This is a genomic window from Methylobacterium sp. WL69, from assembly GCF_008039485.1.
In the GTDB taxonomy this organism is placed as follows: Bacteria; Pseudomonadota; Alphaproteobacteria; order Rhizobiales; family Beijerinckiaceae; genus Methylobacterium.
The window spans coordinates 49,045-73,130 of record NZ_VRUZ01000003.1 but is presented as its reverse complement, the minus strand read 5'-3'; the positions used below and the strand labels follow the sequence as shown (position 1 = coordinate 73,130).

Genomic DNA, 24,086 nt, shown 5'->3' with positions numbered 1-24,086 from the left:
TCGCAGGATGGGTTCGATGGACGGGAGCGGGACGCCCTCGGGCGCGCGGCTTGCGTCAGATCTGGCAGCCGAAGCGGCGTGCGCCGGCCCGGCCGGGGAGCGATACGATCTGCATGCGGCCTCCCCATCGGCTCAAGCGCAACCGGAGGCGTAGTGAGCACGGTGCGCGGTGATTCGCAAGCCGAGGGCGGCGAAGGCGGTGAGCGCCTTGGTCCGGTGGCCGGGTCCGGCGAGCGGCAGCCGAACTCGTCGGGATTGCGCCGAACCAGGACACCCGGGATCGGGTCAGCGCGAAGGCGGCGCCCCCGAAGACCTTTCCAGCAACCCCAGGGCATCCCCCACGGCCAGGCGGCGGATCTCCCCCCGGCTGAGATCGCCGTAGCGCCGCTCGACGTGCCGCGTGGCCTCTCCCGTCGCGGCGAGGCCGAAATGCACCAGCCCCACGGGCTTGGCCGCGCTTCCGCCGCCGGGGCCGGCGATGCCGGTGATCGCCACGGCCACGTCCGCGCGGGAATGGGCGAGGGCGCCCTCCGCCATGGCGCGGGCCGTCGCCTTGCTGACGGCGCCGTGGGCGTCGATGAGAGCGGCCGCCACGCCGAGGGATTCGGATTTCGCCGCGTTCGAGTAGGTGACGAAGCCGCGCTCCAGCACCGCCGACGAGCCCGGCACGGCGGTGAGCAGGCCGGCGACGAGGCCGCCGGTGCAGGATTCCGCCGTGGCGATCGTTCGCCCCGCCGCCGCGTAGGCGGCGACCAGCGCCTCCGCCCGGGCGAGCAGGGCGGGGTCGTCGATCACGAGCGGCGCTCGGCGGTCTCGTCGGCGGTGGCGAGGTCGATCTCCGGGAGGCGCACGGTGGCGGCGGCCTGGGCGGCGAGGCCCTCGGCCCGGCCGACGAAGCCGAGTTTCTCGGTGGTGGTCGCCTTGATGGAGACGGAGGTGAGGGGCACGTTCGCGATCTCGGCGATGCGGGCGCGGATCGCCTCGCGGTGGGCGCCGATGCGCGGGGCCTCGGCCAGCACCGTGATGTCGAGGTGGTCGATCTTGCCGCCGCGCGCCCGCACGAGGTCGCAGGCATGCGCCAGGAAGCGGTCGGACGATGCGCCGCGCCATTGCTCGTCGGAGGGCGGGAAGTGGGTGCCGATGTCGCCGTCCGCGATGGCGCCGAGCAGGGCGTCGGTGAGGGCGTGGAGCGCCACGTCGCCGTCGGAATGGGCGAGGACGCCCCGGTCGGCCGGGATCTTGATGCCGCCGAGCCAGACGTGGTCGCCCTCCGTGAAGGCGTGCACGTCGAAGCCGGTGCCGAGGCGGGTGAGGTAGGTGGTCATGGGGGCTCCAGGCTGAGCGGATGTCGTGGGCGTGGCCGGGGCGACCCCGCTCAGGCGGGGACGGCGCCGGAAAAATCGCGGTCGGCGTCGATGAGGTCGGAGGGTTGGGTGATCTTGCGGTTGCGCGGGTCGCCCGCGAACACCACCACGGGGAGCCCGGCCCATTCGGCGAGCGCCCCGTCGTCGGTGAAGCCGTCGAGCCCCTCGGCACCCGCCGCCCGGTGGGCGTCGAGCAGCAGCCCGAAGGCGAAGGCCTGGGGCGTCTGCACCGCGCGCAGATGCTCGCGGGCCGGCGTCTCGACCACGCGGCCGATGCCCGGCGCGATGGTCTCGACGCGCTTGATGGTGTCGGTGACGGTAAGGCCCGGCACGGCGGCGCCGTAATCGCGCCCGGCGGCCAGGGCCCGGTCGATGAGGGCGGTGTCGACATGGGGGCGCGCCGCGTCGTGGACGAGGACGAGACCCGGCGTCTCACCCGTCGCCAGCGCCTCGAGGCCGGCGCGGACGGAGAGCTGCCGGGTGGCGCCGCCCGGCACCGGCGCCCTGAGTTTCGCCCGGGCGGATTCGGGCAGGTCGGCGACGCATTCGTGGTAGAAGTCCTGCGCGTCCGCCGCGATCACCGGCTGGATGGACGTGATGGCGTCGTGGGCGGCGAGCGCCGCCAGGGTCCGCGTCAGCACGGCCTGGCCGCCGACCCGGCGGTACTGCTTGGGCACGTCGCCGCCGATGCGGATGCCGCGACCGGCCGCGACCACCACTGCCGCCGCCTCGAACGCGGTGCCGGACATGAAAACGCTCCCGCGCGTGGGTTGCAGGGTTCGAACGAGCCCTGCGTTTAAGCGGGGCATGGCCTGAAATCAAATCGCCGGGAGCGCTTGCGCGCGTCGCGGTTTTGTCTATTCCTTGAGCACAATGATCCATGATGATTATTTGAGCGTTCTGCGCTCGCCCGATCCCACGGCGCCCGATGGTACGGGCCGGCCGGTGCCCGTCCTGCTGGCGCCGCTCTCGGGCGTCACCGACGTGCACATGCGCCGGATCGCCCGGGCCTGCGGCGCCAGCGCCGTCGTCTCCGAGATGGTGGCGGCGGCGGAGTTCACGCGCGGCAGCGTCGAGGCGACCCTGCGCGCCGAGGGCGGCGGCATCGCCCCCCACGTCGTCCAGCTCGCCGGCTGCGCGCCGGAGCCCATGGGGCTGGCCGCCCGTCTCGCCGAGGAGAACGGCGCCGACGTCATCGACATCAACATGGGCTGCCCGGCCAAGGCCGTGACCGGGGGGGCAGCCGGCTCGGCCCTCATGCGTGACCTGGACGGCGCCACCCGCATCCTCGCCGCCGTGCGCGACGCCGTGACCATCCCCGTCACGGTGAAGATGCGGCTCGGCTGGGACCATGCCAGCCTCAACGCCGCCGACCTCGCCCGGCGCGCGGAGGGACTCGGGCTCAGTGCCGTCACCGTCCACGGCCGCACCCGCCAGCAATTTTACAAGGACAGCGCCGATTGGAGCGCCATCCGCGGCGTCGTCGAGGCGGTGTCGATCCCCGTCATCGCCAACGGCGACGTCACCACCCTCGACGAGGCCCGGACCTGCCTCGCGCGCTCGGGGGCCGCCGGGGTGATGATCGGGCGCGCCGCCGTGGGCCGGCCCTGGCTCGTCGGCGCCATCGCGGCCGGCCTCGCCGGCCGGGAGGCGCCGGTGCTCACGGGCGCCGACAGGGCGGCCCTGGCCATCGCCCACTACGAGGGGCTGCTCGCCCTCTACGGCGCCCGCATGGGCGTGCGCCACGCCCGCAAGCACCTGGCCGCCTATGCGGAGGCCGGCGGCGGCCTCTCGGCGGACCGGCGCACGCGGCTCCTCACCACCACGGACCCGGCCCTGGTGATCGCCCTCCTGGCTTCGGCCTTCGACGGGGCGACCCCGGACGCAGCGATGGAGAAGGCGGCATGACGGACCCCGACGCGTCCGGCGGCCCGACCGTCGCGGCCCCCACCAGCGAGGCGGTGATCAACGCCCTGCCGCTCCCGGTGCTCACCATCGGGGTGGACGATCGCATCCTGCACGTGAACCACGCCGGCGAATCGTTCTTCGACCACTCCGCCCGGCTCATGCGGCGCCGGCGCCTGGCCGACATCATCCCGTTCGCCTCGCCCATCTCCGCCCTGGTGACGGAGGTGCGCCGGCGGCGCGCCAGCGTCAGCGAGTACGGGGTCGAGCTCGTGCATCCGCGCTCGGGGCAGGAGCGCAGCGTCGACGTGTTCGCGACGCCGCTGGGCGACGACGGCGAGGCCGTGGTGCTCATGCTGCAGGAGCGCACCATCGCCGACAAGATGAACCGCCAGCTCACCCATCGGGGCGCCGCGCGCTCCATGGTGGCGCTCGGCGCCATGCTGGCCCACGAGATCAAGAACCCCCTCGCCGGCATCCGGGGCGCCGCCCAGCTCCTCGAGCAATCCGCCAACGACGAGGACCGCCTCCTCACCCGGCTCATCTGCGACGAGTCCGACCGGATCGTCCGCATCGTCGAGCGCATGGAGCTGTTCGGCGACGAGCGCCCGGTGGAGCGCACCGCCGTCAACGTCCACGGCGTCCTCGATCAGGTGAAGCGCTCGGCCCAGTCCGGGTTCGCCCGCCACATCCGCTTCGTCGAGACCTACGACCCGTCCCTGCCGCCGGTCCTCGGCAACCGCGACCAGCTCATCCAGGTGATCCTCAACCTCGTGAAGAACGCCTCCGAGGCCATCGGCGCCGATACGGTGGACGGCGAGATCACCCTGTCGACGGCGTTCCGCACGGGCCTGCGCCTGCAGATCCCGGGCTCGCGCGAGCGCGTCAGCCTGCCCATCGAGGTCGCCGTGCGCGACAACGGACCCGGCGTCACCGCCGACCTGCTGCCCGATCTGTTCGACCCGTTCGTGACCACGAAGGCGCAGGGCTCCGGCCTGGGACTTGCTTTGGTGGCCAAGATCGTCGGCGACCACGGCGGCATCGTCGAATGCGATCCCGCGCCGCGCCGCACCACCTTCCGCCTTCTTCTTCCCATGTCGAGCGCCCGCGACGGGCGCGAGTCGAGCGCGGAGCTGTAGAGTCGCTGCATGCCCAACGGCCACATCATCGTCGCGGACGACGACGCCGCCATCCGCACCGTCCTGAACCAGGCGCTGTCGCGGGCCGGCTACGAGGTCCGCACCACCGGCAACTGCGCCACCCTCTGGCGCTGGGTCGCCGAAGGGGAGGGCGACCTCGTCATCACCGACGTGGTGATGCCCGACGAGAACGTGTTCGACCTGCTGCCCCGCATCAAGCGGGTGCGGCCGGAACTGCCGATCATCGTCATGAGCGCGCAGAACACCTTCATGACGGCGATCCGCGCCTCGGAGCGCGGGGCCTACGAGTACCTGCCCAAACCCTTCGACCTGAAGGAGCTCATCGCCATCGTCGGGCGGGCGCTGTCGCGGCCGCGCGGCACGCCCGCCCCCGGGGCGGACCCGGGCAACGAGGACATCCCGCTGGTGGGCCGCTCGCCCGCCATGCAGGAGATCTACCGGGCGCTGGCCCGCCTCATGCCCACCGACCTCACGGTGATGATCACCGGCGAATCCGGCACCGGCAAGGAGCTGGTCGCCCGCGCCCTGCACGATTACGGCCGCCGCCGCACGGGGCCGTTCGTCCCCGTCAACATGGCGGCGATCCCGCGCGACCTCATCGAATCCGAGCTGTTCGGCCACGAGAAGGGCGCCTTCACCGGGGCCCTGTCGCGCTCGGCCGGGCGGTTCGAGCAGGCCGAGGGCGGCACCCTGTTCCTCGACGAGATCGGCGACATGCCGATGGAGGCCCAGACCCGGCTCCTGCGCGTGCTGCAGCAGGGCGAGTACACCACCGTCGGCGGCCGTGTGCCGATCAAGACCAACGTCCGCATCATCGCGGCGACCAACAAGGACCTGCGGGTCTCGATCCAGCAGGGCATCTTTCGCGAGGATCTGTTCTTCCGCCTCAACGTCGTGCCGCTCCGGCTTCCGGCCCTGCGGGAGCGGGCGGAGGACGTGCCCGACCTCATCCGGCACTTCTTCGTCCTCGTCGAGCGCGAGGGCCTGAGCCGCAAGCAGCTCGACGGCGAGGCCATGGACCGGCTCAAGCGCTACCGCTGGCCCGGCAACGTCCGCGAGCTCGAGAACCTCGTCCGGCGCCTCGCCGCCCTCTACCCGCAGGAGACCATCACGGGCCCGGTGATCGAGGCCGAGCTCGACACCCTGCCCCTCGCCCAGAGCGCGCCCGCCAACGGCGCGCCGCGCAAGGGCGGGGCTGAGGGCGAGACCCTGTCGGGCGCCGTGGAGCGGCACCTGGCCGACTATTTCAGCAATTATCGCGACACCCTGCCGCCGCCGGGCCTGTACCACCGCATCCTGCGCGAGATCGAAGGCCCGCTCATCGGCGCGGCCCTCGCCGCCACGCGCGGCAACCAGATCCGCGCGGCCGAGCTCCTGGGCGTCAACCGCAACACCCTGCGCAAGAAGGTGCGGGACCTGGACCTGCAGGTGTTCCGCAACGCGCGGTGAGGGTGGGACGGGCGGGGGGGTCGAAGGCGTGCCCCCCGCTCGCCGGTCGTGCGAATCGAAAGACTATTCCGCCTCCGACAGCAGGGCGTCGAGATCCCGTCCGCCATAGAGGATGCGACCGATCTCGACCCTGTCGCCGACGATCTGAAACACGATCGTCGCGCGCCGCTCGAAGCCCAGGGTGCGGAGGCCGGGGCGAAGATCGTCACGCCGCGTGCCGCGCTCGGGAAAATCCGCCAGCCCGAGACAGGCCGCCTCGATCCGGTCGATGTAGGCACCCGCACGCGAGATCCCCGATTCTTCGGCGATATGGCGATAGAGTTCGAAGAGGTCCGTCTCGGCCGATGGCCTGAAGCGGACGTCAATCGCCACGTTCGTCCACCTTCACCCGTTCCGCATGATGGGCACGCAGGCGGGCGAACACCTCGCTCGCAAGGCTTCCGGGTCGCGGGTCATCGAAAGCCGCGTTGATCTCCTGCCGCAGGACGGATCGGCGTTCGGCGACGGAACTCTCCCGGTCCTCCAGGAGGCGAAGGCCGGCGCGAACGACTTCGCTGGCGTTCCGGAAGCGCCCCCGCTCGATCTGCTCCTGCACGAACCCTTCGAAATGCGGCCCCAGATTGACGTCGGGCATCCTCATCCTTTCACGTCGAAGACGGACGGCCCAGCATGCCACCGACGGGCGCAGCAGGCCACCGGCGGGAGCGTCAATCGGACCGTGCATCGGACCGTGACGGCCGACACGTCACAGATCCTTGAACGACGACGGGGCGCGACGAAGCGCCCGTCGCGGATGGACCACCGGCCCGTATGCGTTCACCACAGGGCCGCCAACACCGCCGCCTTCGGCAGCGGCGCCGTGCGGCGTTGGCGCGGCAGGCCCCGTGTGGCCTAAGACCGGCCGACCCGCATCCCCTCGACCGGAGCCCCATGCCCCTGCCCGTCCGCCGCCCGACCCCAGGCGACCCCACCGTCATGCGGCTGATCCAGACCGCCTCGGGGCGTCGCTCCCTCGTGCTCCACCTCGTCATCGTGCTGGTGCTGCTGGCCACCGCCCAGGGCTTCGACGGCTCGAGCCACACGGCCAACCACTGGGTCGTGCTCGTCGTCTACGCCGTCTGTTCGGTCTGCCTCGGGCTGGTCGACTGGCGCGAGGCCCATCGCGGCCGGCGCCGGGAATACGGCGGCACCGATCCCGAAACCTCGGCCGAAACCGAATGGCTCGCCTGGACCGCGACGCTCCTGAACGCGGGCGTCGCCCTGTTCCTCGTGGTCGAGCACATGCTCGTCGGTGCGGTGACGACGGAAGAGACCGCCACGGCGGTGAGCCGGCTCCCGGCCTTCCTGCTCCTGCTCCAAACCGGGCTGAGCATGCGGGTCCTGCACACGGCCGTGTTCGCCGGGCTCGTCAGCCTCGCCTGGGGCGGCACCATCGTGCTCGCCTTGGTGCATCCGGACAGCGCGCTGCTCGGCCCCCACGTCACCCTCGACGAGGAGGTGCCGGGCCTCCTCACCTTCATGGCGGCGAGCCTCGTGGTCATCGACGGCGTGCGGCGCCTGCGCTCGGCCGTGACCACCGCCCTCAGGATGGAGCGCGAGCGCTCCGCCCTGGCGCGCTTCGTGCCGCGCCGCGTGGTCGGCGAACTCGCCCGGGCGGGGGAGGGGCTGGAAGCGGTCCGGACGCGCCATGCCTGCCTGTTCGCCCTCGACCTGCGCGGGTTCTCCGCCTTCACCCGCGATCACGCGCAGGAGGAGGTGGTGCGCGCGCTCCTCGACGTCCGGGCCCTGACCCACGTGGCGGTGACGGAGCACGGCGGCATCCTCGACAAGTATGTCGGCGACGGCATCCTGGCCCAGTTCGTGGTCGGGCGTCCGCAGGCCCAGGCCCACGCCGCCCTGGCCTGCAGCCGCGCCATCGCGCAGCGCCTCGCCCTCCTCAACGACGAGCGCGCCCGGGAGGGCCGCCCGACCCTGCGGATCACCATGGCGCTCCATTGCGGGGAGGTTCTGGTCGGGGTGTTCGACGACGGCCACCGGGCCGAGTTCACGGTGCTGGGCGAAGCGATGAACACCCTGGCGCGGATCGAGGCCCGTGCGAAGTCGGAGGACCTGACCCTGACGGCCTCGGACGCCTTCCTGCGGTGTCTCGGCCCGGCGATCCGATCGAGCCTGACCCTCGCGGCGATGCCGCCCTCTTCGTGCCGCGACACCCGCGACATGACCCTCTACGCCGTGGGCTGGCCCGACGCGCCGGCCGGAGCCGCCCTCGCGCCCGTCGCCTGACGCCCTTAATCCCCGTTGCCAGGTGCGGCGCGACACGTCCTGCCGGCCGAGGGCTCCCTATATCAGTATCAGACGCAGGAGAGACGGACCGGATCGCCGGACTGTACTGCAGAGGAGCTTAAAGACCATTATGATGACCCGTATCGCCGCCGCCACCGCCGCCCTTGTCCTTGGCGCTGCTTCGATCCCGTCCGCGATGGCCTTCGACCGCCCGACCCGTTACACCGGGTTCGCCAATGACATCGAGACCACCGGCACGGTCTACGCCGCCCCGCGCAGCCGCTCGCCCCTGAACTGTCCGATGAGTTCGGCCGCCGAGGGCAATGCCAATCAGCAGAACTTCCCGGTCAAGCAGTACGGCCAGACCGCGGGCGGCAACCGTTGCTGAGCCGGTCCTTCAAAGCGGTCTCCCTGATCTGGAGGGGGTTCTCCTACGCCATGGCCATCGCCTTCATGGGCGGGCTGATCTTCACCCTCATCGGTGCATCCCAGGCCCTGCTCGGACTTTGAGCCCGAGGCCATCGGCACCTGAAACGACGAACGGCGGGGCCTGGCGCCCCGCCGTCTCGCGTTCCCCGTCCCGAACGCCGCGCTCGGGACCGCCGGCGCCTCAGGCGAGGGCGGGCTTGCCCGCCGGCACCGGCGCGCCGCCGAGGCCGAGCCACTCGCGCCGCATGGGGCGCAGGACGAACCAGGCCAGGGCCGCCGTGACGAGGTCGAGGCCGATGGCGATGCTGAACACGGGAATCCACGAGCCCTGCGCGGCGTAGATCATCGCCGCGACGGGACCGCCCAGCAGCGACCCGACGCCCTGGGCCATGTAGAGGAAGCCGTAATTCGTCGTCGCGTGCTTGGTGCCGAAGGTGTCGGTGAGGAGCGACGGGAACAGGGAGAAGATCTCGCCCCAGGCGAAGAACACCACGCCCGACAGCAGGGCGAAGGCGTAGGCGTTCTCGCGGAACACCAGCATCAGCGCGATGGCGACGGCCTCGGCCGCGAACGCGATGGCCATGGTCTTCTCGCGGCCGATGCGGTCGGAGACCCAGCCGAAGAACGGGCGGGTCAGGCCGTTGGTGATGCGGTCGAAGGTCAACGCGAAGGGGAGGGCGGCGAAGCCGAACACGATGGCGTCGGCGACGCCGAAATCGCGGGCGAAGGAGGCGAACTGCGCCACCACCATGAGGCCGCCCGTGGACATCATCGTCATCATCACGAACATCAGCCAGAACAGCGGCGTGCGCAGCATCTCCCGCGGCGCCGTGTCGTGGACGCAGGTGGAGAGGTTGCGGGCCGGGGCCGGCAGGGCCTCGCCGGGGCGGGGCGCCCGCAGGCCGAGGGCGGCGAGCACGCCGACGATGCCAAGGATGATGCCGAAGGTGGTCAGGGTCTCGCGGTAGCCCGAGGCCGCCATCATGTTGGTGATCGGGAAGGTGGTGAGCAGGGCGCCCATCCCGTAGCCGGCCGCGACCACGCCGACGGCGAAGCCGCGCCGGTCGGGGAACCACTTCACCATCAGGCCGACGATGCCCACGTAGACGATGCCGGTGCCGAGGCCGCAGAACAGGCCGTAGGTGGCGTAGAGGCCCCACAGGCTGTCGACGCGGGCGGCCAGCACCCAGCCGAGGCCCGACAGGGCGGCGCCGAGCGCGATCATCACCTTCGGGCTGAACCGCTCGATGAGGTAGCCCTGCACCGGGGAGAAGAACGTCTGCAGGACGATGACGAGGGTGAAGGTCACCTGGATGGCGGCGAGCGTCGCGCCCGTCGTCGCCATCAGGGGCTTGGTGAAGAGGGTCCACACGTATTGCGGACTGGAGATCGCCATCATGGCGACGAGGCCGAGGCCGAGTTGCAGCCAGCGGTGGCGAGACACGGTCGTATCCATAATACACTCCTGAAGCGGAGTGCCCTACGCATACGCCGTGCCAGATGTCAGCGGGTGGCGGTGACGAGCCAGCAGGCGGCGGCGAGGCGCACGCGCCCGTCCACGGCACGGGTCTCGAAATCGCGCAGGACGAGGTCATAAGCGCGCTCGCGGATCGCGGGCGGCTGGTCGCGCACGAGGCGGGAGGCCGGCCCGAGATCGAGGGCGAAGCCCGCCGCCGCCTCGGCCGCCGCGCGGGCGCTTCCGGTCTCGGCGTGGCCGAGGACCAGATCCTCGTCCACGGGGGCGAAGGCGATCTCGCGAAAACCGGCGGCGGCGAGGATGGCGCGCAGGCGTTCGGCGTCCGCGAAGCGGAACGGGCCGGGCGCGTCGGGCGGGGTCGGCTCGGGCTCCGGCACGAGGGCGCGGATGAGGCCGAGGGGTTCGGCGATCCAGGCGTTCTCCGTCAGGGGCCGCCAGCACAGGCATGTCAGCCGGCCCTCCGGCCGCAGGGCGCGGCGGAGGTTGGCGAAGGCGGCGGTGGAATCGTCGAAGAACATGATCCCGAAGCGCGAGATCAGATGCGCGAACGCGCCGTCCGGGAAGGCATGCGTCTGCGCGTCGGCCTCGACGATGTCGATGCGGGCGCCGCCCGGCGGACGGTCCGCCGCCCGCCGGGCGGTGACGGCGAGGAGGGGCGCCGAGACGTCGGCGGCGGTGACGCGGCCGGACGGGCCGACGGCGTCGGCGGCGCGCAGGGTCGTGGCACCGGCGCCGCAGCCGACATCGAGGACGGCGTCGCCGGGACGAAGGGCGGCCCGGGCGAACAGGCGCTCGGTCAGGGGCGTGAACACCCGGTCGAAGGTCGCCTGATGGCGCGCCCAGCGCGCGCCCGCATCGCCGTTCCAGTACTGGCCCTGGGTCTGGTCGGGTGCCGCCATGTGCTCTTCCTTCGGGCGCGAAAAACGTCGCGCCGGGTTCTATAGCCCTTCCGACCCGCCGTCCGAGCGCGGATCGTGCACCGCCTCGATGCGGCCGTTGCCGGGGTGGCGCACCAGCATGCCGGCGTGGCCCAGCGAATCGATGTAGGCGCCGCCGAGTTCCTCCACCGCGTGGCCCATGGAGCGGAGTGCGGCGATGCAGGCGGGATCGAACCGGTCCTCGACCTTCACGGTGAGGGATTCCGCCCCCCAGGTCCGGCCGTAGAGCAGGCGCGGCGCATCGACGGCGGCGGCCGGGTCCATGCCGTAATCGGCGTAGCGGGCGAAGATCTGGGCCTGGAACTGGGGCTGGCCGTCGCCGCCCATGGAGCCGTAGGCCATCACCCGGCCGTCGTCGAAGCATGCCAGCGCCGGGATCAGGGTGTGGAACGGGCGCCGGCCGGGCTCGAGGGGGTTCACCGCATCCGTGTCGAGGGAGAACGAGGTGCCGCGGTTCTGCCAGTGGATGCCGGTCTTCGGCAGCACCACGCCGGAGCCGTACTCCCAGTAGATCGACTGGATGTAGGAGACGGCGAGTCCGTCCTTGTCGATGGCCCCCATCCACACGGTGTCGCCCTCGCCGGGATTGCGCAGGGGCAGGGTGGCGGCCCGGCGCAGGTCGATGGCGGCGGCCTCGCGGTCGAGGCGGGCTGCGTCGAGGAAACTGTCGGGATCGACGGTGAGCCGGTCGAAGTCGGTGACGATGGAATCGCGGATGGCGAAGGCGCGCTTCGTCGCCTCGATGAGCCCGTGATAATGCGCCGTGGTCTCGGGCCGGGTGATCTTGAGCCGGTCGAAGATCCCGAGGATCAGCAGGGCGGCGATGCCTTGAGTCGGCGGCGGGAAATTGTAGAGCGTGGCATCGCGCCGGCGCAGGGTCAGGGGCTTGCGCTCGCGCGGGGCGTAGGCCTCGAGATCGGCCCGGGTCACCGGCGACCCGAGGTCGGCGAGGTCGGCGGCGATCTCGCGGCCGAGGTCGCCCCGGTAGAAGTCGTCGAGGCCGGCATGGGCGAGCTGGGCCAGGGTGTCGGCCAGGGCCGGCAGGCGGCGGATGGCCCCCGCCGCGTAGGGTTTTCCGTCATCGAGGAACGTCGCCGAAAAATTCGGCTGATCGTGGAGGGTGTCGATCTCCTTCGGCACGTAGCGCGCCTCCGAGGGCGAGACCGCGACGCCGTCGCGGGCGTGTCGGATCGCATCGGCCAGCAGGGTCTCCAGGGGCAGGCGCCCGCCGAGGGCCTTGGCAAGGTCGAGGGCCAGCGCCCAGCCGCCGATGGCGCCGGCGACCGTCAGCGCCGCGTCGGCGCCCCGCGACGGCAGCACGTCGTAGCCCTTGCTCCGGTAGCGCGGAATCGTGGCGAGGGACCCGGCCGGGCCGCACGCCTCGATGCCGCGCACACGGCCCCCGCGCTCGCGCACGAGCCAGAACCCGTCGCCGCCGATGCCGTTCATGTGCGGGTAGACCACCGCGATGGTCGCCGCCATGGCCGCCATGGCCTCGATGGCGTTGCCGCCCTGCGCGAGGACGTGCTGGCCGGCGCGCGCCGCAAGCTGGTGGGGCGCGGCTACGGCGGCGGTCGCGAAGACGGGTGTGTCGGGCATGGGGGTCTCTGGGATGGGATGGTGCGAGGATAATGTATTTTCGTCGCGGGTCGATGGCCGGACGGAAGGCAGGGTTCGTGCCTCGCCCGATCCCCCTTGCTCGATCCGCCACCGTCGTCGAGACTGCGCCAATGCCGCCGCGCACCACTCAGGACAGCCTCACGATCCGCAACCGCGATCGGGGTTAGAGCAACGGTTGCGCGTGCGCGCCGTCCGAAACGGTCAGTCCATGCAGGCGGAAGCCCGCCGCATCCTGCAGGACGCCCTCGACGAGCCGGGCGAACGCCAACCCGGCAATCCCTACGAGCGCATCCGAGCCCGGTTCGTGGCCCTGGGGGGCGTCGATTGGGGAATACCGGCGCGAGAGCCGGTACGCCATCCTCCGCGGTTTTTGTGAAACGGGACGGAGTTCCCTTCGCAGGCTCTCGTTCGTCACCTATCGCGCCGGAAGCACGGCTCCCCTGTCCTTCTAGGCACCGCCGGTGTCATTCCGGGGCGCCTTAGGCGAACCCGGAATCCAGAGCCGCCGACAGCGCAAAGCCTTGCCAGACCAGTGTTTCTGGGTCCCGGGTTCCGCTGCGCGGCCCCGGGATGACGAAACGTTGCGGGCGTTCTCGAGGTCCCGAACGCCATCTGCGATCGCCCTGCCTGGAAGGAGAGGGGACCCGCGCTGCCCGCGAGATGTGTGAATACCGTAGCCCAAACAGGAGATGCGGCCGGTCGCGCTCTGCACCGATACATCGTGGCATTCGAGAACCGACGGCACGCAGATGGGGAAGCTGCATCGCCCTCGCGGGGACGTGCCTCCGAGGCCGGTGTCGAATGTCCCGCTTCCCTGTTTCCGCGTCCGCCCCGACCCAATCCGTATTAATTTCGCCACACTGTTGTGGCGATGCATCAGGCATGGTGTGGCTGCGGCGTTTCAAGGCATCGAGGGGTTCCAGGGAGGCGTCCGGCATGGCCGGAGCGTCGTCGGAAGCGGACGCAGAGGCAGGCCCGCTGAAGCCTTCGCCGCGCGGGCCGGGCTGGGTCGGGGCCCTGGTGGTGATCACCGCCCTGGTCTCGGCCATCGCCACCTTCCTGATCCTGGCCGGTGTGATCCGGGTGACGCCGACGCCCACCGTCGGGCTGACCCTGCTCGGCATCAACGTCGTCCTCGTCCTCGGCCTCATCGTCATCATCGCCTGGGAGGCGCGGGTCTTCCTGCACGCGCGGCGCACCAACGCGGCGGTGGCCCGGCTCCACACCCGCATCGTCGGCCTGTTCTCCCTCATCGCCATCCTGCCCACCGTGCTGCTCGCCGTGGTGGCGGCGGTGACCATCGACCGGGGCCTGTCGCTCGGCTTCACCGACCGGGTCCGCGACGTGGTGCTGAAATCCGTCGAGGTCGCCGACGCCTATCAGGAGAACCAGTGCCAGAGCCTCGCCCGCGAGATCCGGATCCTCGCCGACGACCTCACCCGGGCGCGGCCGAACTTCGACGTGAACCGGCAATGGTTCGAGAGCTTCCTCACCACCCGGGCCACGGCCCTGGGCCTGCCCGTCGCCGAGATCATGCGCGGCCCCGACACCGTGGTGGCCCGTGCCCAGATCGAGGCCCTGAAGGACCGGCGCCTGCCCTCGGCCGCCGCCTTCGAGGACGCGGCCAAATCCACCGATCCCATCTGCCTCGTGCCGAGCGAGGGCCGGATCTTCGCCGCCCTGTTCCGGATGACCGCCTATGACGGCGCCGTGCTCCTGGTCCAGCGCGAGGTGAGCCAGCTCGCCATCGAGTTCCCCGGCGTGTCGCGGGCGGCGGCGGCCGAGTACCTCACCTACGATTCCCTCAAGCGCTCGATCCAGATCAGCTTCGCCTCGGTCTTCGTGCTCATCGCCCTCATCGCCCTGCTCTCGGCGGTGTGGTTCGGGCTGAACTTCGCCAACCGCTTCGTGGCCCCCATCCGCCGGCTCATCAACGCCGCCGATCAGGTCGCGTCGGGCAATTTCTACGCCCAGGTTCCGGCCCGGAAGAGCGACGGCGACCTCGCGCACCTGTCCGAGAGCTTCAACAAGATGACCCAGGAGCTGCGGCGCCAGCACGACGGCCTGACGGCGGCGAGCGACCTCATCGACCGGCGCCGGCGCTTCACCGAGGCGGTGCTGTCGGGCGTCTCGCCCGGCGTCATCGGGGTCGATGCGGGCGGGCGCGTCACCATCGCCAACCCGTCCGTGGAGCGCACCCTCGGGCTGACGGCGGACGCCATCGTCGGCCAGCCCCTGATCCAGGCGGTGCCCGAGCTGGCACCCCTGTTCCCCGAGGGCGGCGAGGGGCGCCAGCGCGCCCTGCAGCAGCAGATCCAGCTCACCCGCGACGGCCGCGAGCGCACGGTCACGGTCCGGGTCACGAGCGAGCAGGCCCAAGGCGGCGCCCGCGGCTTCGTGGTGACCCTCGACGACATCACCGACCTCGTCTCGGCGCAGCGCACCTCGGCCTGGGCCGATGTCGCCCGCCGCATCGCCCACGAGATCAAGAACCCGCTCACGCCGATCCAGCTCTCGGCCGAGCGCATCCGGCGCAAATACGGAAAAGTGATCGTCGCGGACAAGGACGTGTTCGACCAGTGCACGGCGACGATCATCCGCCAGGTCGACGAGATCAAGCGCATGGTCGACGAGTTCTCGTCCTTCGCCCGGATGCCGAAACCCGCCATCGCCCAGAACGATCTCAGCGAGATCACGCGGCAGAACCTGTTCATGATGCGGGTGGCGCACCCGGACATGGACTTCACCTTTGCGGAGGCCGGCGAGGACAAGGTGTTTGCCGCCTTCGACATCCGCCTGCTGTCCCAGGCCATCACCAACATCCTCAAGAACGCCGTCGAGGCGGTGCAGGCGGTGCCGGAAGCCGAGCTCGGAAAGGGTAGGGTCGACGTGCGTCTCGTCCTGGAGGAGGGCTTCGCCGTCATCGAAGTCACGGACAACGGCAAGGGATTTCCCGCCGAGGGGCGCCAGCGCCTGCTCGAGCCCTATATGACCACCCGCGAGGGCGGGACGGGTCTCGGCCTCGCCATCGTCAGCAAGGTGCTCGAAGAGCACGGTGGCGGGATCGAGCTGAACGACAACCCCGAGGGACGGGGCGGACGCGTGCGGATGCGCGTGCCGCAAGTTCCACAGGAGAAAGCCCCCCCGGGGCACACGACGCCGGAGGGCAAACCCTCCGCGCAGGATGAGAAGGGCGCCGCGCGGACGGCCCCCCCAATCGCGGAGATGCAGTCATGAGCGCCGATATCCTGATCGTCGACGACGAGGCCGACATCCGCGACCTCGTCGCCGGCATCCTCGACGACGAGGGCCACCGCACCCGCACGGCCGGCGGCTCCGACGAGGCCCTGGCCGCCATCGAGTCGCGCCGGCCCCACCTCGTCTTCCTCGACATCTGGCTCCAGGGCTCGCGCCTCGACGGGCTGCAGGTGCTGGACCAGATCAAGGCCGGCCACCCGGACCTGCCCGTGGTGATGATTTCGGGCCACGGCAACATCGAGACGGCGGTGGCGGCCATCAAGGCGGGCGCCTACGACTTCATCGAGAAGCCGTTCAAGGCCGACCGGCTCATCCTCGTGGCCGAGCGCGCCCTGGAGGCCTCCCGCCTCAAGCGCGAGGTCCGCGACCTCAAGACCCGCTCGGGGCAGGCGAGCCGCCTCGTCGGCGCGTCGGTGGTGTGCAACCAGCTGCGCCAGACCGTGGAGCGCGTGGCCCCCACCAACGCCCGGGTGATGATTCTGGGCGCCCCCGGCTCCGGCAAGGAGCTCTCGGCCCGCACCCTGCACGCCACCTCGACCCGGGCCAACGGTCCGTTCGTCGTCATCAACGCCGCCACCATCACCCCCGACACCATGGAGGCCGAGCTGTTCGGCGTCGAGGCGGGGGAGGGGCGGGTGCGCCGGGTCGGCGCCCTGGAGGAGGCCCATGGCGGCTCCCTCTACATCGACGAGGTCGCCGACATGCCGCGCGAGACCCAGAACCGCATCCTGCGGGTCCTGGTCGACCAGAACTTCCAGCGCGTCGGCGGCACCACCCGGGTCCACGTCGATGTCCGCATCATCTCGTCGTCGTCGCGCGACCTCGCCGAGGAGATCGCCGCCGGCCGTTTCCGCGAGGACCTGTTCCACCGCCTGTCCGTGGTGCCGATCCGGGTGCCGGCCCTGTCCGAGCGCCGCGAGGACGTGCCCGAGCTGATCGCGTTCTTCATGGAGCAGATCTCGGGCGCCACCGGCCTGCCGCGCCGGCGCATCGCCGACGACGCCATGGCGGTGCTGCAGTCGCACGACTGGCCCGGCAACGTCCGCCAGCTGCGCAACAACGTCGAGCGGCTGATGATCCTCACCCACACGGACCCGGAGCAGGAGGTCACCTCCGAGATGCTGCCGACGGAGATCGGCGCCCTGGTGCCGACGACGCCCAACGGGTCGGGCGGCGAGAAGCTCATGAGTCTCGCCCTGCGCGAGGCCCGCGAGATCTTCGAGCGCGAGTACCTCGTGGCGCAGATCGCCCGGTTCTCGGGCAACATCTCCCGCACGGCCGAGTTCATCGGCATGGAGCGCTCGGCCCTGCACCGGAAACTCAAGTCCCTCGGCATCGGCCCCTGAGCTCCGGACGACGGCGGGACGTGTGGAGATGGACTTGCATCGCAGCGCCGATGCACGTGTAATGGGTTACGCGTATTCCGGACCGCGCCGATGTCAAATCGTGCGGTCCCGTACAACGCGCACCCAACTGATGAGAACCCGTCATGTGCGGCGGGCGGCAGTTTGAGCAAGGATAAGAACAATGGCGGGCGAACGCGCTCAGAATCTGCAGGACACGTTCCTGAACCACGTTCGCAAGAACAAGATCCCGCTCACCATCTTCCTCGTCAACGGCGTCAAGCTTCAGGGCGTCGTCACCTGGTTCGATAATTTCTGCGTGCTCCTGCGTCGGGACGGCCATTCGCAGCTCGTTTACAAGCACGCCATCTCGACCATCATGCCGGGCCATCCCGTACAGCTGTTCGAGCCGGACGAGACCGCGCCGGAGAAGGCCATCGCCTGAACCGGGACGCACGTCCCCCTCCGGGGGCCGGTCCGGGTCGCCGCGAAACCTGCACATCCCTTCGGGAGACCGAGCGCCGCACCTTGCCCACGGGGCCCCGGCGCCCGACATGCGTTCTGTTCCGGGCTTACCGTTCCTTGGGTGCCGTTCCTTGGGTACCGTTCCCCCTCGGACGCATGACGCCCGCGGCGACCCGACTTCGAAGAGACCCCATGGCCAAAGCCAAAGCCTCCGCCCGGCAAGCGCGTGTCGAGAAGCAAGCGCAGTCGGACAAGATCGAGGCTGATATCGAGAAGCTGTTCGACGGGGCCCGGGACGCGCGGGTCATCTCCGTGCGCGGCGCCCGCGAGCACAACCTCAAGAACGTCGACCTGACGATCCCGCGCGACCGCCTCGTGGTGTTCACCGGCCTCTCGGGCTCGGGCAAGTCGTCGCTCGCCTTCGACACCATCTACGCGGAAGGCCAGCGCCGCTACGTCGAATCGCTCTCGGCCTATGCCCGCCAGTTCCTCGAGATGATGTCGAAGCCCGACGTTGACCAGATCGACGGGCTCTCGCCGGCCATCTCCATCGAGCAGAAGACCACCTCGAAGAATCCGCGCTCCACCGTCGGCACGGTGACGGAGATCTACGACTACATGCGCCTGCTGTGGGCGCGGGTCGGCATCCCGTACTCGCCGGCGACGGGCCTGCCCATCGAGAGCCAGACCGTGAGCCAGATGGTCGACCGGGTCCTGGCCCTGCCGGAGAAGAGCCGGCTCTACCTGCTCGCGCCCGTGGTGCGCGGCCGCAAGGGCGAGTACCGCAAGGAAATCGCCGAGTTCCAGAAGAAAGGGTTTCAGCGCCTGCGCGTCGACGGCGAGTACTGCGCCATCGACGACGTGCCGGTCCTCGACAAGAAGGTGAAGCACGACATCGACGTGGTGGTGGACCGCATCGTCGTGCGGGCCGACATCGCCGCCCGGCTGGCCGATTCGTTCGAGACCGCCCTGGAGCTCGCCGACGGCATCGCCCTCATCGAGTTCGCCGACACCCCCGAGGGCGAGCCGGCGCGTGAAAAGATCACGTTCTCGTCGCGCTTCGCCTGCCCGGTCTCGGGCTTCACCATCGCGGAGATCGAGCCGCGCCTGTTCTCGTTCAACAACCCGTTCGGCGCCTGCCCGACCTGCGGCGGCATCGGCCACGAGATGCGCATCGACCCCGAACTCGTGATCTCGGACCCCAAGCTCAGCCTCAAGCGCGGCGCCGTCGGCCCCTGGGCGAAATCGACCTCGCCGTATTACGGCCAGACCCTCGACGCCCTCGCCAGGCATTACGGCTTCAAGACGGGCGTCGCCTGGAGCGATCTGCCGGCCTCGGCGCACAAGGTAATCCTCTACGGTTCGGAGCGGGATTCGATCCGCTTCGCCTACAACGACGGCCTGCGCGCCTACGAGGTGAACAAGCCGTTCGAGGGCGTGATCCCCAACCTGGAGCGCCGCTACAAGGAGACCGAGAGCGACACGTCGCGCGAGGAGATCGCGCGGTTCATGAGTGCCACGCCCTGCGCCACCTGCGACGGCAAGCGCCTCAAGCTCGAGGCGCTCTGCGTGAAGATCGCCATGCAGGATGTCGGCGAGATCACGGGTTTGTCCGTGCGCGAGGCCCATCGCTGGTTCTCGGAGCTCCCCGAGAAGCTCACGGACAAGCAGAACGAGATCGCGTTCCGCATCCTCAAGGAGATCCGCGACCGGCTCACCTTCCTGGTCGATGTCGGCTTGGACTACCTCACCCTGGCGCGGGGCTCCGGCTCCCTGTCCGGCGGCGAGAGCCAGCGCATCCGGCTGGCCTCGCAGATCGGCTCGGGACTCACCGGCGTGCTCTACGTCCTCGACGAGCCCTCCATCGGCCTGCACCAGCGCGACAACGAGCGCCTGCTCGGCACCCTCAAGCGCCTGCGCGACCTCGGCAACTCGGTCATCGTCGTCGAGCACGACGAGGACGCGATCCTGCAGGCCGACTACGTCGTCGACGTCGGCCCCGGCGCCGGTATCCACGGCGGCCGGATCATCGCCCAGGGCACGCCCGCGGAGGTGCTGAAGAACCCCGCCTCCCTCACCGCCAAGTACCTCACCGGCGAGATGAGCGTGCGGGTGCCCACCGCCCGGCGCAAGCCGAAGAAGGGCAAGCTCAGCCTCGTGGGCGCCCGCGGCAACAACCTCAAGAACGTCTCGGTGGAGATTCCCCTCGGCACCTTCACGTGCGTCTCGGGCGTCTCGGGCGGCGGCAAGTCCACCCTCATCATCGACACCCTCTACAAGTCCGTGGCCAAGACCCTCAACGGCGCCCTGGAGCACCCGGCCCCGTTCGAGCGCCTCGACGGCCTGGAGCACCTCGACAAGGTCATCGACATCGACCAGTCGCCCATCGGCCGCACCCCGCGCTCGAATCCCGCCACCTATACCGGGGCCTTCACGCCGATCCGCGACTGGTTCGCCGGCCTGCCCGAGGCCAAGGCCCGGGGCTACCAGGCCGGGCGGTTCTCGTTCAACGTCAAGGGCGGGCGCTGCGAGGCCTGCTCGGGCGACGGCGTCATCAAGATCGAGATGCACTTCCTGCCCGACGTCTACGTCACCTGCGACGTGTGCAAGGGCCGCCGCTACGACCGCGAGACCCTGGAGGTGAAGTACCGCGACCGCTCCATCGCCGACGTCCTCGACATGACCGTGGAGGAGGCCGCCGACCTGTTCAAGGCGGTGCCGACCATCCGGGAGAAGATGGAGACCCTGGCCCGCGTCGGCCTCGGCTACGTCAAGGTCGGCCAGCAGGCCACCACGCTCTCGGGCGGCGAGGCCCAGCGGGTGAAGCTGTCGAAGGAGCTGTCGAAGCGCGCCACCGGCCGCACCCTCTACATCCTCGACGAGCCGACCACGGGCCTGCACTTCCACGACGTCGCCAAGCTCATGGAGGTGCTCCACGAGCTCGTCGACCAGGGCAACACCGTGGTGGTGATCGAGCACAACCTCGAGGTCATCAAGACCGCCGACTGGGTCATCGACATGGGGCCGGAGGGCGGCGACGGCGGCGGCATGGTGGTGGCCGAGGGCACGCCCGAGCAGATCGCCCTGTCGAAGAAGAGCCATACCGGCCGCTTCCTGCGCGACGTGCTCGCCCGCCGGCCGCCCGCGCCCGTCGTCGTTCCGAAGGGCCGCAAGGCCGCCGGTTAGGACACCGTCGCGACGACCGAACCGCCGGCTCATCGCCAAGGACACGCTTCCCGGACTGATTCGGGGTGGGGCCGGCGGCGCCGGGCGATGATTCGCAGGGTGCGCAAGGCCTTTCGGCGGCCAACGTCCGTCCCGCGCCGCGGGACCGACCCGAGGCCCGGCGGGCAGAAGGTTAACGTTTGCGCAATCGCCGAGGGCGGATTTCCGCTTTCTCCCGAACCCTGCGGTCGCGGCAAACGCTTACGCCGTCAGCGATATCGTTCCGGTTCGATGACCCGGGGCGTCCGGCGCCGCGCCGCAAAGGTTAACGAACCCCGGTGTTGCACCGCGGCCGAAATGCGGCTTTTACGCAACGGTCAGTTTGGAACTGCCCCGTTTCAGTGCAATGCGCTGTTCTTCCGGGCCGAGCTGTAGAATAGTTCCCCTCGTTGAGACACGAATTCGGGCCGCAAGGGGGGCCTTCCAAACCAACGGGAACACGCCGCTCGAAAAGCGGCGGACCGGCAGAATGGTGCGGAAGGCTACGCGGCGCCCGGCTGAAATCCTTGGGAAGGACAGACACATGATGAAGAACTGGCTCGCCGCCGGAGCGGTGGCGCTTTCGGTCGGCATGTCCGCCACCGCCGCCTTCGCCCAGACGACCACGGTTCCCGGTGAGCAGGTCGGCCTCGCCACCGGCGCCCCGCTGCCCGAGGGCATCTACGCCCTCAACACCTTCGTCTACCAGATGCGCGATAATCCGGCACCGGTCGACGTCGGCATCAACGTCCCCGTGCTGGTCTGGTCGACCCCGTTCGTGCCGTTCGGCGGCCGCGTCGAGCTCCTCGTCGCTCCCCCCACCGTGTTCGTCTTCGGGAAGAACCGGAATAGCGCAGCTGGCGTCCGTGACATCTCGATTAGCGTGGGTACCTTCGTCGGCGGCATCTGGGCCTTCGATCTCGGCAACAACTTCGGCGTCAGCTTGCTCGGCGGTGTCTACCTCAACGACCTTAACGGCGACCGCGGCTTGCTTCAGAGCAATGCCGGCGGCCTTGCCGGTGGTCCGGTGCTGCCGCAGCTTGCTTCGAACACCTACCGCGCCGGCATCGCCGCTAGCTACACCGGCGACGGCTACAACCTCACTGCTAACTTGACCGGCAACTTCTATGACTCGCCGGGCCGGTTCGGCGGCAATAACTTCTTCGGCACCCGCGGGCCGTTCGTCATCTCCGACTCTCTCAACCTCGACCTGACCGCGACCAAGAAGTTCGGCAAGTTCGAGATCGGCGCCATCGGCTACGGCACCGTGAACTTCGACACCAGCGCCCGCAGTGTCGCCTTCAATGATCGGGGCAGATTCCTGCTCGGTGGTCTCATCGGCTACGACTTCGGTGTCGCCACTGCCCAGGTCTACGTTGCTCGCACGGTTGCCAAAAGTGCTGTCAGCTTCGACAGCACCGAGATTTCGGGCCGCCTGATCGTGCCGCTGTACTCGCCCACTCCGGTCGCAGCTGCACCTTCGGCGATCATGCGCAAGTACTGATCCGGTTTCCGCGGACCTCCGGGTCCGCGGGCCTCGGAACGCAAAAAGCCGTTCCTCCTTCGGGAGGGACGGCTTTTTTGTTGTACCGGGAACCGGACGGTGTCCCGTCGTTGCGGAGAGGGGCCTGCCCCCCGCTTCCTCGGTCCGCCTATCCGACCCGGTTCAGCCGGCGCGCGCCCGCGAAGCGGTTGAGGAAGCGCGGCTCCTTCTCGGGGGCGATGCGGAAGGCGAGGTGCATGGTGCCGCCCTCTTCTTCGCGCCGGTCCAAAACCTCACCGTTCTCGTAGAGCCAGTGCAGGGACGCCCCGTCCTCCGGCGGCAGCACCACCGCGAAGGTCGAGCGCTGGCGGGCGATGCGGGCCTCGATCCGGCAAATCAGTGCCGTGAGGCCCTCGCCGGTGAGGGCCGAGACGAGGACCGGCGCGTCGCTGTCCCGGTCCGTGCGCCCCTGGGCGCTGAGGTTGAGCAGGCGGGTGCGCTCGTCCGCGTCGAGGAGGTCGGCCTTGTTCCAGACCTCGATGATCCGGGTGGCGGAGGTCTCGATGCCGAGTTCGCGCAGGACCGCGCCGACATCCTCGGCCTGGGCCTCGCTGTCGCCGTGCGAGACGTCGCGGACGTGGAGCAGGATGTCGGCCTCGATGACGTCCTCCAACGTGGCCCGGAAGGCCGCGATGAGGGAGGTCGGCAGTTCGGAGATAAAGCCCACGGTGTCCGAGAGGATCACGGTCTCGCCGTGGGGCAGCTTGGTCGCCCGCGCCGTCGGGTCGAGGGTGGCGAACAGCATGTCCTGCGCCATCACCTGGGCCTTGGTCAGGGCGTTGAACAGCGTCGACTTGCCGGCATTGGTGTAGCCGACCAGTGCCACGATGGGGTAGGGCACCCGGGCCCGGCCCTGCCGGTGCAGGCCGCGCGTGCGGGTGACGCCGTCGAGCTCGCGCTCGATCTTCGTCATCCGCTCCTGGATCATGCGCCGGTCGGCCTCGATCTGGGTCTCGCCGGGGCCGCCGAGGAAGCCGAAGCCGCCGCGCTGGCGCTCGAGATGGGTCCAGGACCGCACGAGGCGGCTGCGCTGGTAGGCCAGGTGCGCGTGCTCGACCTGGAGCGTGCCCTCGCGGGTCGAGGCGCGCCGCCCGAAGATCTCGAGGATGAGGCCGGTGCGGTCGATGACCTTGCAGCCGAACTCCTTCTCGAGGTTGCGCTGCTGCACCGGCGAGAGGGCGCAGTCCATCACCACAAGGCCGATCTCGCGCGCCTTGATCACGCCGGAGAGTTCCTCGACCCGACCCTTGCCGAGATAGGTCGAGGGCCGGATGCGCTGCACCGGGGCGAAGATCGCCTCGACCACGTCGAGCTCGATGGCGGCGGCGAGGCCCGAAGCCTCGTCGAGGCGCGCCTCGTTGGAGCGCAGGATCTCGGCGCTGTGGACACCCCCGGCGCTGCGCTGGGCCACCCGGCCGAGATACGGCCCGACCACGAGGGTGTGGGTCGCGGCCGCGATGTCGCCTTCGGGGGCCGCCATCGCCTGGAGCCGGGCTTCGCCGGGCGTCATGGTTTCCGTCATCGCGTGCGTGTCAGACCCTTTTTCGTGATCTTCCGACATTGGGCCTTGGACCACCCCAGACAAGGGCGTGCGGTGCTGTTCCGGCGAATCGCCGGCGCAATGGGTGCGCGGGACGACGCCGTCGCC

19 protein-coding genes and 1 pseudogene are annotated in these 24,086 nt (G+C 70.3%); 11 read left to right on the top strand and 9 right to left on the bottom strand.

The annotated features are described in order from the left end of the window. Nucleotides 1-285: 285 nt before the first annotated feature. On the bottom strand, nucleotides 286-795 hold the full coding sequence (locus tag FV218_RS01875; RefSeq protein WP_056094693.1) for a CinA family protein: 510 nt from the start codon (nucleotides 793-795) through the stop codon (nucleotides 286-288). Further along, nucleotides 792-2,113, bottom strand: a pseudogene (locus FV218_RS23060) (bifunctional 2-C-methyl-D-erythritol 4-phosphate cytidylyltransferase/2-C-methyl-D-erythritol 2,4-cyclodiphosphate synthase). Before FV218_RS23060 ends, FV218_RS01875 begins: the two are co-directional and overlap by 4 nt. Before the next feature lie 124 nt (nucleotides 2,114-2,237). On the opposite strand from FV218_RS23060, the gene dusB reads away from it, so the two are divergent. Genes dusB through ntrC form a run of 3 tightly spaced genes read left to right on the top strand, consistent with a single transcriptional unit; the run spans nucleotide 2,238 to nucleotide 5,878 of the window. Continuing rightward, entirely contained in the window at nucleotides 2,238-3,272 is a 1,035-nt protein-coding gene (gene dusB, locus FV218_RS01860; RefSeq protein ID WP_147708498.1) for a tRNA dihydrouridine synthase DusB, read from the top strand. Continuing rightward, complete coding sequence (locus FV218_RS01855; protein ID WP_056094680.1) at nucleotides 3,269-4,408, top strand: ATP-binding protein; 1,140 nt, start codon at nucleotides 3,269-3,271, stop codon at nucleotides 4,406-4,408. The genes dusB and FV218_RS01855 overlap by 4 nt, the downstream gene beginning before the upstream one ends. Before the next feature lie 9 nt (nucleotides 4,409-4,417). After that, a complete protein-coding gene (gene ntrC / locus FV218_RS01850; RefSeq protein ID WP_056094677.1) occupies nucleotides 4,418-5,878 on the top strand; it encodes a nitrogen regulation protein NR(I) in 1,461 nt (486 codons plus the stop codon). 63 nt (nucleotides 5,879-5,941) lie between these two features. On the opposite strand, the gene FV218_RS01845 is transcribed toward ntrC, so the two are convergent. Then, nucleotides 5,942-6,250 carry a type II toxin-antitoxin system RelE/ParE family toxin gene (locus FV218_RS01845; protein ID WP_056094672.1) on the bottom strand — a complete coding sequence of 103 codons (309 nt, stop codon included), beginning with the start codon at nucleotides 6,248-6,250 and terminating at the stop codon, nucleotides 5,942-5,944. Then, nucleotides 6,240-6,512, bottom strand: a complete 273-nt coding sequence (locus tag FV218_RS01840) for a type II toxin-antitoxin system ParD family antitoxin (protein WP_056094670.1) — start codon at nucleotides 6,510-6,512, stop codon at nucleotides 6,240-6,242. The genes FV218_RS01845 and FV218_RS01840 overlap by 11 nt, the downstream gene beginning before the upstream one ends. 296 nt (nucleotides 6,513-6,808) lie before the next feature. Here FV218_RS01840 and FV218_RS01835 point away from each other — a divergent pair, with 296 nt between their 5' ends. From FV218_RS01835 to FV218_RS23365, 3 genes are all read left to right on the top strand, one after another. Beyond that, nucleotides 6,809-8,161, top strand: coding sequence for an adenylate/guanylate cyclase domain-containing protein (locus tag FV218_RS01835; RefSeq protein WP_147708497.1), 1,353 nt, complete (start codon nucleotides 6,809-6,811; stop codon nucleotides 8,159-8,161). 130 nt (nucleotides 8,162-8,291) lie between these two features. After that, nucleotides 8,292-8,549 carry a hypothetical protein gene (locus FV218_RS01830; protein ID WP_147708496.1) on the top strand — a complete coding sequence of 86 codons (258 nt, stop codon included), beginning with the start codon at nucleotides 8,292-8,294 and terminating at the stop codon, nucleotides 8,547-8,549. Next, nucleotides 8,543-8,671 carry a hypothetical protein gene (locus FV218_RS23365; protein WP_274533130.1) on the top strand — a complete coding sequence of 43 codons (129 nt, stop codon included), beginning with the start codon at nucleotides 8,543-8,545 and terminating at the stop codon, nucleotides 8,669-8,671. Before FV218_RS01830 ends, FV218_RS23365 begins: the two co-directional genes overlap by 7 nt. A 100-nt stretch (nucleotides 8,672-8,771) precedes the next feature. On the opposite strand, the gene oxlT is transcribed toward FV218_RS23365, so the two are convergent. From oxlT to FV218_RS23480, 4 genes are all read right to left on the bottom strand, one after another. Next, nucleotides 8,772-10,046 carry an oxalate/formate MFS antiporter gene (oxlT, locus tag FV218_RS01825; protein ID WP_147708495.1) on the bottom strand — a complete coding sequence of 425 codons (1,275 nt, stop codon included), beginning with the start codon at nucleotides 10,044-10,046 and terminating at the stop codon, nucleotides 8,772-8,774. 47 nt (nucleotides 10,047-10,093) lie between these two features. Beyond that, nucleotides 10,094-10,966: a methyltransferase domain-containing protein gene (locus FV218_RS01820; RefSeq protein ID WP_147708494.1), complete on the bottom strand. Its 873-nt coding sequence runs from the start codon at nucleotides 10,964-10,966 to the stop codon at nucleotides 10,094-10,096. Nucleotides 10,967-11,005: 39 nt separating this feature from the next. Continuing rightward, nucleotides 11,006-12,604, bottom strand: coding sequence for a gamma-glutamyltransferase family protein (locus tag FV218_RS01815; protein ID WP_147708493.1), 1,599 nt, complete (start codon nucleotides 12,602-12,604; stop codon nucleotides 11,006-11,008). 184 nt (nucleotides 12,605-12,788) lie between these two features. Further along, nucleotides 12,789-12,983, bottom strand: coding sequence for a hypothetical protein (locus tag FV218_RS23480; protein ID WP_187272941.1), 195 nt, complete (start codon nucleotides 12,981-12,983; stop codon nucleotides 12,789-12,791). A gap of 578 nt (nucleotides 12,984-13,561) precedes the next feature. On the opposite strand from FV218_RS23480, the gene FV218_RS01805 reads away from it, so the two are divergent. The 5 genes from FV218_RS01805 (at nucleotide 13,562) to FV218_RS01785 (ending at nucleotide 22,399) form a co-directional block, all read left to right on the top strand. Further along, the gene (locus FV218_RS01805; RefSeq protein ID WP_147708492.1) at nucleotides 13,562-15,862 is read left to right on the top strand and encodes a PAS domain-containing sensor histidine kinase; all 2,301 of its coding nucleotides are present in this window, start codon (nucleotides 13,562-13,564) and stop codon (nucleotides 15,860-15,862) included. Beyond that, entirely contained in the window at nucleotides 15,859-17,229 is a 1,371-nt protein-coding gene (locus tag FV218_RS01800) for a sigma-54 dependent transcriptional regulator (RefSeq protein WP_147708491.1), read from the top strand. Before FV218_RS01805 ends, FV218_RS01800 begins: the two co-directional genes overlap by 4 nt. A 181-nt stretch (nucleotides 17,230-17,410) precedes the next feature. Then, on the top strand, nucleotides 17,411-17,671 hold the full coding sequence (gene hfq, locus FV218_RS01795; protein WP_056094645.1) for an RNA chaperone Hfq: 261 nt from the start codon (nucleotides 17,411-17,413) through the stop codon (nucleotides 17,669-17,671). Nucleotides 17,672-17,883: 212 nt separating this feature from the next. Beyond that, nucleotides 17,884-20,877, top strand: a complete 2,994-nt coding sequence (uvrA, locus tag FV218_RS01790) for an excinuclease ABC subunit UvrA (RefSeq protein ID WP_056094642.1) — start codon at nucleotides 17,884-17,886, stop codon at nucleotides 20,875-20,877. Nucleotides 20,878-21,439: 562 nt separating this feature from the next. Beyond that, nucleotides 21,440-22,399, top strand: coding sequence for a transporter (locus FV218_RS01785; protein ID WP_147708490.1), 960 nt, complete (start codon nucleotides 21,440-21,442; stop codon nucleotides 22,397-22,399). 148 nt (nucleotides 22,400-22,547) lie between these two features. Here FV218_RS01785 and hflX read toward each other — a convergent pair whose 3' ends face one another. Continuing rightward, complete coding sequence (gene hflX, locus FV218_RS01780) at nucleotides 22,548-23,960, bottom strand: GTPase HflX (protein ID WP_147708489.1); 1,413 nt, start codon at nucleotides 23,958-23,960, stop codon at nucleotides 22,548-22,550. Nucleotides 23,961-24,086 lie beyond the last annotated feature (126 nt).

Excerpts from the sequence above, each read along its gene's own strand:
- dusB (WP_147708498.1), top strand. The coding sequence starts at position 2,238 with ATGATCCATGATGATTATTTGAGCGTTCTGCGCTCGCCCGATCCCACG.
- FV218_RS01855 (WP_056094680.1), top strand. The coding sequence starts at position 3,269 with ATGACGGACCCCGACGCGTCCGGCGGCCCGACCGTCGCGGCCCCCACC.
- ntrC (WP_056094677.1), top strand. The coding sequence starts at position 4,418 with ATGCCCAACGGCCACATCATCGTCGCGGACGACGACGCCGCCATCCGC.
- FV218_RS01840 (WP_056094670.1), bottom strand. The coding sequence starts at position 6,512 with ATGCCCGACGTCAATCTGGGGCCGCATTTCGAAGGGTTCGTGCAGGAG.
- FV218_RS01835 (WP_147708497.1), top strand. The coding sequence starts at position 6,809 with ATGCCCCTGCCCGTCCGCCGCCCGACCCCAGGCGACCCCACCGTCATG.
- FV218_RS01830 (WP_147708496.1), top strand. The coding sequence starts at position 8,292 with ATGATGACCCGTATCGCCGCCGCCACCGCCGCCCTTGTCCTTGGCGCT.
- oxlT (WP_147708495.1), bottom strand. The coding sequence starts at position 10,046 with ATGGATACGACCGTGTCTCGCCACCGCTGGCTGCAACTCGGCCTCGGC.
- FV218_RS01820 (WP_147708494.1), bottom strand. The coding sequence starts at position 10,966 with ATGGCGGCACCCGACCAGACCCAGGGCCAGTACTGGAACGGCGATGCG.
- FV218_RS01815 (WP_147708493.1), bottom strand. The coding sequence starts at position 12,604 with ATGCCCGACACACCCGTCTTCGCGACCGCCGCCGTAGCCGCGCCCCAC.
- FV218_RS23480 (WP_187272941.1), bottom strand. The coding sequence starts at position 12,983 with ATGGCGTACCGGCTCTCGCGCCGGTATTCCCCAATCGACGCCCCCCAG.
- FV218_RS01805 (WP_147708492.1), top strand. The coding sequence starts at position 13,562 with ATGGCCGGAGCGTCGTCGGAAGCGGACGCAGAGGCAGGCCCGCTGAAG.
- FV218_RS01800 (WP_147708491.1), top strand. The coding sequence starts at position 15,859 with ATGAGCGCCGATATCCTGATCGTCGACGACGAGGCCGACATCCGCGAC.
- hfq (WP_056094645.1), top strand. The coding sequence starts at position 17,411 with ATGGCGGGCGAACGCGCTCAGAATCTGCAGGACACGTTCCTGAACCAC.
- uvrA (WP_056094642.1), top strand. The coding sequence starts at position 17,884 with ATGGCCAAAGCCAAAGCCTCCGCCCGGCAAGCGCGTGTCGAGAAGCAA.
- FV218_RS01785 (WP_147708490.1), top strand. The coding sequence starts at position 21,440 with ATGATGAAGAACTGGCTCGCCGCCGGAGCGGTGGCGCTTTCGGTCGGC.
- hflX (WP_147708489.1), bottom strand. The coding sequence starts at position 23,960 with ATGACGGAAACCATGACGCCCGGCGAAGCCCGGCTCCAGGCGATGGCG.